Source organism: Alkalilacustris brevis, from assembly GCF_003350345.1.
Lineage (GTDB): Bacteria > Pseudomonadota > Alphaproteobacteria > Rhodobacterales > Rhodobacteraceae > Alkalilacustris > Alkalilacustris brevis.
In genome coordinates this window covers 1-5898 of sequence record NZ_QNVJ01000089.1, presented here as the reverse complement: position 1 = coordinate 5898, position 5898 = coordinate 1, and the positions used below count along the sequence as shown (strand labels likewise).

The following is a 5898-nucleotide window of genomic DNA, read 5'->3' as shown; positions in this document are numbered from 1 at the left end:
CGGCCCGCTCCTCGAACGACTCGATGTCCGGCACCGGGGTCATGACGGCAACCGGAGGCTGTCGACGATGGCACGCTTCTGCTCGTCCGAGATACCTGCCGAGTAGATCGAGTAGGTCAGCCGGTTCTCCGACCGTGACGACTGGTGGCCCACCAGCGACGCGGTGAAATGTTCTTCAGCGGCTTGCTTGACAAGTAAACGCAAAACCACGTTATGTTGGCCAACGCCTTGAATCTATCTCTCTTCAGCCCGAATACATGGCCAAGTCCGTTCACGCAGCGATCATCAGTTGGCACGGCCATCACGGAAAGGCGCATGCAATTGCCCGGGAGTTGGATGGGTGTGTGCAAAGGCTGAGCGTTGTCTACAGTAATCAATCAGGGCAACGGGAAGACGGGCCGGGCAACTGGATTGGCATCGATGACCATTCCTTCTTCGGACCCAAGTTCAAAGAAGTCCTGATGGCCCATGGGGACGAGGATTTCCTGCTGCAGATTCAGGCCGATGCCTCGCACGGCTCTTGGCATGATCTAGTAGGTGCATTGAAACGGGCAGCCGATACGCGACCTCGGTTGGGGGTATGGGCGCCGAATATCGACAGTTGTTTTTGGACGGAACGAAACACACTGATCGCGCCGGTTCCAAACACGGCGCTGCATCACGTCACACACACGGACGCTATCGCATGGGCGCTATCGCGCGATGTTGTCTGGCGGATGCACGAACTCGATTATGAAGCCAACAATCTTGGTTGGGGCATCGATACCCTTGCAAACTGCTACGCGGCATCACGCGGATTCGATGTCTTGCGGGACCTGTCGGTTACTGTGTGCCATGACAAGGGCAGCGGCTATGATCATGACCCCGCACGCCAGCAGATGAATGCTTTTCTGCAGCAGATGGACGACCGGGAAGAAGCCTTCTACCAATTGTTCAAAGCCCATTTCCGGGCCCACAACAAGCTGCCCAAGCCCCGCTCGCTGAGAAAGCGGTGGCGAAACTTCTGGCAGGGGGGATGACCCGCTCGAAGCGGAAGTGTTGCAGGGGTGCAATCTTTTTCAGGTGTATGATTTTTTCTGAATGTCGGTAAATTGTGCAGATCGTGAACTGCGCTAGGTATCGCCTGAACAACACAGGCAGATACGAACATGAAAATACTGGTAACAGGCTGCGGCGGTTTCATTGGCTCGCATCTGCTTGATCGGCTGCTGGCCCGGGAAGGTGTTTCCATCATCGGCTGGGATCCCGACTGCAAGCGGATCAGCCACCTGCTCGACCATCCCGCTCTCTCCTTCCGCCAGGAGCGCCTTGGCGGCCCCGAAAGCCTTGCGCGGCTGGAGCAGGACGTGGCCGATTGTGATTGGGTATTCAATCTCTCGGCCATCTGCCACCCCTCGCGCTACAATACCGAGGCGCTGCGGACGATTCATGTCAATCTGTTCGAGGCCTATCCGGTCATAGAGCTTGCCGCGCGACTGGGCCGCAAGCTGGTGCATTTCTCGACCTCCGAGGTCTATGGCAAGACAATCGCCAGCTATCTCGGGGGATATGACGATGTCGACCCCGCGCTTTACATGATGAATGCCGAGAACTCACCGCTGATCATGGGGCCAGTGAGGAACCAGCGGTGGTCCTATGCTTGCGCCAAGCAGATGCTGGAACGCCTCGTCTATGCCCACCATCACGAATCCGGATTGCAATTTGCGATAATTCGCCCGTTCAATTTCTTCGGTCCGCGGATGGATTACCTGCCCGGCATAGAATCCGAAGGCGTTCCGCGGGTGTTGCCGATGTTCATTTCGGCCGTGCTGCGCGGGATCCCGATACAACTGGTCGATGGCGGCCATGCGCGCAGGACGATTACCTCGGTTCATGATGCGATCGATGCGCTGATGGCCATCCTCGATCAGCCACAGCGCTCGCTCAATCATATCTACAATATCGGCAATCCCCGCAACGAGGTCAGCATGCGCGAACTGGCCGAGGCCGTGCGGCAGACCTTTGTGCGCGTGTCGGGCGAAACCCGCTTTGCCCGCCATCCCATCGAGATCGTGTCTTCCATGGATTTTTACGGCCCCGGTTATGAAGATTGCGACCGACGCATCATGGACATCAGCGCCGAGCGTAACCAGCTTGGCTGGAGCCCTTCGCGTGAACTTGAAAGCCTGCTGGATGAGACAGTCGCCTACTATTGGCGCCTCTACGGCGCGTCTTCGTAGACAAAACAGGGGTGACGCTTGAGCGGCCTTGACCTGTCCCAGCCCCCGGCCTTGACATGGGTGAGTGCGGGGTCGGGCAAGCGGAAGCTCTCGACTGTCGTGCGCGCACGTTCCAGCATCCATCCCCGTTTGTGGTCGGCCTCGGAAACCGTGCGGCGGCCGTATTTCGCCCGGCCATGGGCATCGCTCAGGAACAGATAGTGCCGCAGCACGCAGTCATGCGGCCATATCCGCTGCCCCCGAAACCGTACCTGGTGCCCGGCTCCCGCCATCAGGTCGATCGGTCGGTCGAGCTTGCGAAATGCGTTCAGCCGCTGCCATTTTCGCGGCTGAAAGAAGTAATAGTTTCGCATTTCGGCTCGAAAGTCCCGCCCGACATAGTCTTCCCCGGCAGAGGTCGGAACAAATACGAACTCGTCGAAATTGATCGTGTCGAAACCATCAGCGCCGGCTGCGAAGAATGCCTCGCGCAGCGTCGCGTACCCTTCGGGCGGCTCGCGCAATTCGTCCGAATCCCACAAGATGAACCAGTCACTGTCGCGGGTGTTCACAACCTCCTGCTTGTGCGCCAGAAGACCCGACCAGTCCATGTGCCCCTCATAGGGATGATTGAGCACCTCGCGCACCACGCCATGGCTTGCCCAGGTATCGATGATGGCGCGCGTCTCGGGCGTGGCGTCGTTCTCGATCACGATCGCCTCGACCCCCTGTTCGGCCATGTTTTGGAAATAGGCATGGCCATAGGCGGCATCGTCACGCAGGGCAATCACGGCCGTGATCCTCAAGGCCTCTGGTTTGCGCGGGTGCGCTTTCGGCCGCGGAGCGAAAAACCGTGGCAAGTGCATGGGGTTCCCTTGAAATCTGCCTTCTCATATCATGGTCGGAAAACTAGCATGGATCGCCTCACATGCCCATCATCAAGTCCGCCCGACAGCTGATCTATTTCGCCCATGTGCCCAAATGCGGAGGCGCATCCCTTACCCGATACCTGAGCCGCAGGTTCGGGCCGCTGGCCTTTGCCGATGAACGTCACCTGATACGACCCTCCGAGGGTCGTGCCACGGTGGTATCGCCTCAGCACCTCACACGCGAACAGCTCGATCGGCTGTTTCCCGCGCGGTTCTTCGATGCAACTTTCGCTGTCATACGACACCCTGTTTCGCGTATTGTGAGCGAGTATCATTACGATTCCAAGCTGCGCGAGCTCGACCCGTCCCCGCCTTTCGGCGACTGGCTGCAAGAGGCGCTTGACCTCGCCCAACACAACCCTGGCGCGCGAGACAATCACCTGCGTTGCCAAGTGGAGTTCCTTCCAGGCTCCGATACGGCCCTGTTTCGGATAGAGGACGGGATGACCAAGGTTGTCGAATGGCTGAATACGGTCACCGCAAGCAGGTCATTTCGGGCAAAGGTGCCACACTGCAACGCGGCTGAAACGCCTGCAGCAAGATCGGCGCGTCAGCTGGTTGGCCCTGCGGATCTTGAACGCATCGTGGAACACTACGCCGCTGATTTCGAACGGTTGGGATATGAGCGCGCGCATCCCGACGTAATCGAACCATCACTTGGCGCCGTCGGAGACCGACAGACGGCACTGCAAGGAACCCTGTGCCGGATCCGTCGCCGGTTTTCTCAACGGTGCTTCTGGTGAGCATCCGCATAGCAACACTTCGGCCCACACGTGTGATCAGGGCATTTTTCAGCTCAAGTGTCCAGATCTCCCGTTGGCGCGCCCGGCGCAGATCAACATAAGTTGGCGCAACGCGACACAGTTTCCATTCTCGAAAACCGCGCAAACCCCTGTATCTAAATAAAGAAACCTAGATACAGGAGATTGAAATGCTGACCACCTTCACCGTCTGGGCGGCCACGGGGCTGTCGGTTCGCACCGTCCTCGGCCACGTCCTGCGGGTGCGCTGGCGCCGCCGTCTGGCGATTCCTCAGAGCCTTGCCGGGGCCGCCATCTACACCGCCGGGGCGCTGTCGCTCTTCGCGCTGGTGCCGTTCGCACCGTCGCTGGTGCCGGTGCCCTTCGGGCTGATCTTCGGCTTCTTCATCCTCGACGCTGTTCTGGTCAAGGCCTGAAGCCATGGACCACGAACAACTGAAACCCGGTTCGATCATCCGGATCGCCGCCTTCGATGACGTGCCCGAACACGATTTCGAGGTGCTTACGGTCGAGGAAGACCGCGTCACCGGCATCGCCCTCACGGGTCCGTTCGCGGGCCACTACGGGGAGCCAGAGTTCGACCTGATCGTCGCGCTCCGCTCCTGATCCCCCACAATTTCAACACGACCACCCCGGGCCTCTTCCGGGGAAGGAGGAGTCATGTCCATCAGAATCAAGTATGCCTATCTCAAGGACCAGACCTGGATGTTCCGGCGCAACTACCCGGCGGACGTCCGGTTCATCCTGGGCACGCAGGCACTGAAGCAGTCCCTCAAGACCAGCGACCCCCGCGTTGCCCGGACCCGCGCCGCTGAAGTCAATGCCCGCTACGACCAGATCGTCGCGACCACCCGCACCACGGGGAAAGCCTCGCTGGAACTGGTCGCAGACCAACCCGACCCGGCGGCCCCTGAGGACGTCTGGCGTCACGCCGCTGACACGCTCCGGGCGGCACTGGACGGGGAGCGGGGTGCGCTGCCTGCCGTCGCCTTCCAGCCGGATCGTAGTCGTACTGCCTCGCGTCGCAAGGTGGACGAACTGGCGACCGAATACCTGAGGAAACGGGCCAGGGAACTCCAACCCGGCGGTTTCAAGAGCGTGCGCTACTCGGTCGGTCTGTTCGCTTCAGCCTATGGAGCTAAGCCGGTTGTCTCCCTGTCCCGGGCCGACGCCCTGCGCTTTACGGAGCAGGTGGGGCAGTTGTCGCCAACGATCGGCAAGTCGCATCGGACCCGGAAGCTCGACCTGGAAGCGCTGCTGGCGTTCTCGGCGCGTCAACGGTCGGTGATCACCGCCAGAACACAGCGCCGGGTAATCTCGCAGGTGTCGCAGTTCCTCAGCTGGGCGGTCAGGGAGGGACACCTCGCGACCAACCCCTTCGCGACCGTCAAGTTCGACCAGCGGGTCCGTCCTGCGCCCTATGCCGTTCCGACCGACGACGAGGTGCGACGGCTGATCGCCGATCGTGACCATTCGCTTCACCGGGTGATCGTCTTCTGCCTCCTCACGGGGATGCGGGCGGGTGAGGCCGTGGGTCTGCTCGGTGACGATCTTGTCACCAAGGGCAACCTCGGGGTCTTCGCGCTGGTTCGCCCCAACCGGCTGCGGGGGCTGAAGACCGAGGCCTCGGAACGGGTGGTGCCGCTTCACGCGGTGCTTCAGGACCAGATGGGTGAGTTCCCGGCGGAAGGGCCGCTGTTTCCCGACCTGAAGGTCTCGCTGGTGACGAAACGCTTCGCGACTTTACGGCGGCAGGTTGGAGTCGACCGGCCCGGGCTGGTGTTCCATTCGACCCGCAAGTGGTTCATCACCCAGTGTGAACGGGCCGGTGTTCCTGAGCACTTCACCGCGTCGCTGGTGGGCCACCAGTCGTCCCGGTCGGAGAACCGGCTGACCTACTCGATCTACTCGGCAGGTATCTCGGACGAGCAGAAGCGCGCCATCGTTGACAGCCTCCGGTTGCCGTCATGACCCCGGTGCCGGACATCGAGTCGTTCGAGGAGCGGGCCG

8 protein-coding genes are annotated in these 5898 nt (G+C 60.7%); 6 read left to right on the top strand and 2 right to left on the bottom strand.

Translation table 11 applies throughout. The features are described 5' to 3' along the window. Nucleotides 1-39: 39 nt before the first annotated feature. The gene (locus tag DQ229_RS14245; protein WP_238381096.1) at nucleotides 40-210 is read right to left on the bottom strand and encodes a hypothetical protein; all 171 of its coding nucleotides are present in this window, start codon (nucleotides 208-210) and stop codon (nucleotides 40-42) included. Between the two features lie 47 nt (nucleotides 211-257). Here DQ229_RS14245 and DQ229_RS14240 point away from each other — a divergent pair, with 47 nt between their 5' ends. Together DQ229_RS14240 and DQ229_RS14235 are read left to right on the top strand one after the other, a co-directional pair. Beyond that, on the top strand, nucleotides 258-1019 hold the full coding sequence (locus DQ229_RS14240) for a hypothetical protein (RefSeq protein WP_114966934.1): 762 nt from the start codon (nucleotides 258-260) through the stop codon (nucleotides 1017-1019). Between the two features lie 129 nt (nucleotides 1020-1148). Further along, complete coding sequence (locus tag DQ229_RS14235; RefSeq protein ID WP_114966933.1) at nucleotides 1149-2219, top strand: NAD-dependent epimerase/dehydratase family protein; 1071 nt, start codon at nucleotides 1149-1151, stop codon at nucleotides 2217-2219. Here the strand turns inward: DQ229_RS14235 and DQ229_RS14230 are convergent. After that, nucleotides 2201-2989 carry a hypothetical protein gene (locus tag DQ229_RS14230; protein ID WP_155326534.1) on the bottom strand — a complete coding sequence of 263 codons (789 nt, stop codon included), beginning with the start codon at nucleotides 2987-2989 and terminating at the stop codon, nucleotides 2201-2203. The genes DQ229_RS14235 and DQ229_RS14230 overlap by 19 nt on opposite strands. A 137-nt stretch (nucleotides 2990-3126) precedes the next feature. Here DQ229_RS14230 and DQ229_RS14225 point away from each other — a divergent pair, with 137 nt between their 5' ends. The 4 genes from DQ229_RS14225 to DQ229_RS14210 all read left to right on the top strand — a co-directional run bounded on the left by DQ229_RS14225 (nucleotide 3127) and on the right by DQ229_RS14210 (nucleotide 5859). Beyond that, nucleotides 3127-3870, top strand: coding sequence for a sulfotransferase family 2 domain-containing protein (locus tag DQ229_RS14225; protein ID WP_114966931.1), 744 nt, complete (start codon nucleotides 3127-3129; stop codon nucleotides 3868-3870). Between the two features lie 188 nt (nucleotides 3871-4058). Then, nucleotides 4059-4304 carry a hypothetical protein gene (locus DQ229_RS14220; protein WP_114966930.1) on the top strand — a complete coding sequence of 82 codons (246 nt, stop codon included), beginning with the start codon at nucleotides 4059-4061 and terminating at the stop codon, nucleotides 4302-4304. Nucleotides 4305-4308: 4 nt separating this feature from the next. After that, nucleotides 4309-4494: a hypothetical protein gene (locus DQ229_RS14215; RefSeq protein WP_114966929.1), complete on the top strand. Its 186-nt coding sequence runs from the start codon at nucleotides 4309-4311 to the stop codon at nucleotides 4492-4494. Nucleotides 4495-4548: 54 nt separating this feature from the next. Next, nucleotides 4549-5859 (top strand): DUF6538 domain-containing protein, encoded by a 1311-nt coding sequence (locus tag DQ229_RS14210; protein ID WP_238381095.1) that lies wholly within the window; start codon nucleotides 4549-4551, stop codon nucleotides 5857-5859. The last annotated feature ends 39 nt before the right edge of the window (nucleotides 5860-5898 follow it).

Coding starts and splice junctions, on each gene's coding strand:
- DQ229_RS14240 (WP_114966934.1), top strand. CDS start 258: ATGGCCAAGTCCGTTCACGCAGCGATCATCAGTTGGCACGGCCATCAC.
- DQ229_RS14235 (WP_114966933.1), top strand. CDS start 1,149: ATGAAAATACTGGTAACAGGCTGCGGCGGTTTCATTGGCTCGCATCTG.
- DQ229_RS14225 (WP_114966931.1), top strand. CDS start 3,127: ATGCCCATCATCAAGTCCGCCCGACAGCTGATCTATTTCGCCCATGTG.
- DQ229_RS14220 (WP_114966930.1), top strand. CDS start 4,059: ATGCTGACCACCTTCACCGTCTGGGCGGCCACGGGGCTGTCGGTTCGC.
- DQ229_RS14215 (WP_114966929.1), top strand. CDS start 4,309: ATGGACCACGAACAACTGAAACCCGGTTCGATCATCCGGATCGCCGCC.
- DQ229_RS14210 (WP_238381095.1), top strand. CDS start 4,549: ATGTCCATCAGAATCAAGTATGCCTATCTCAAGGACCAGACCTGGATG.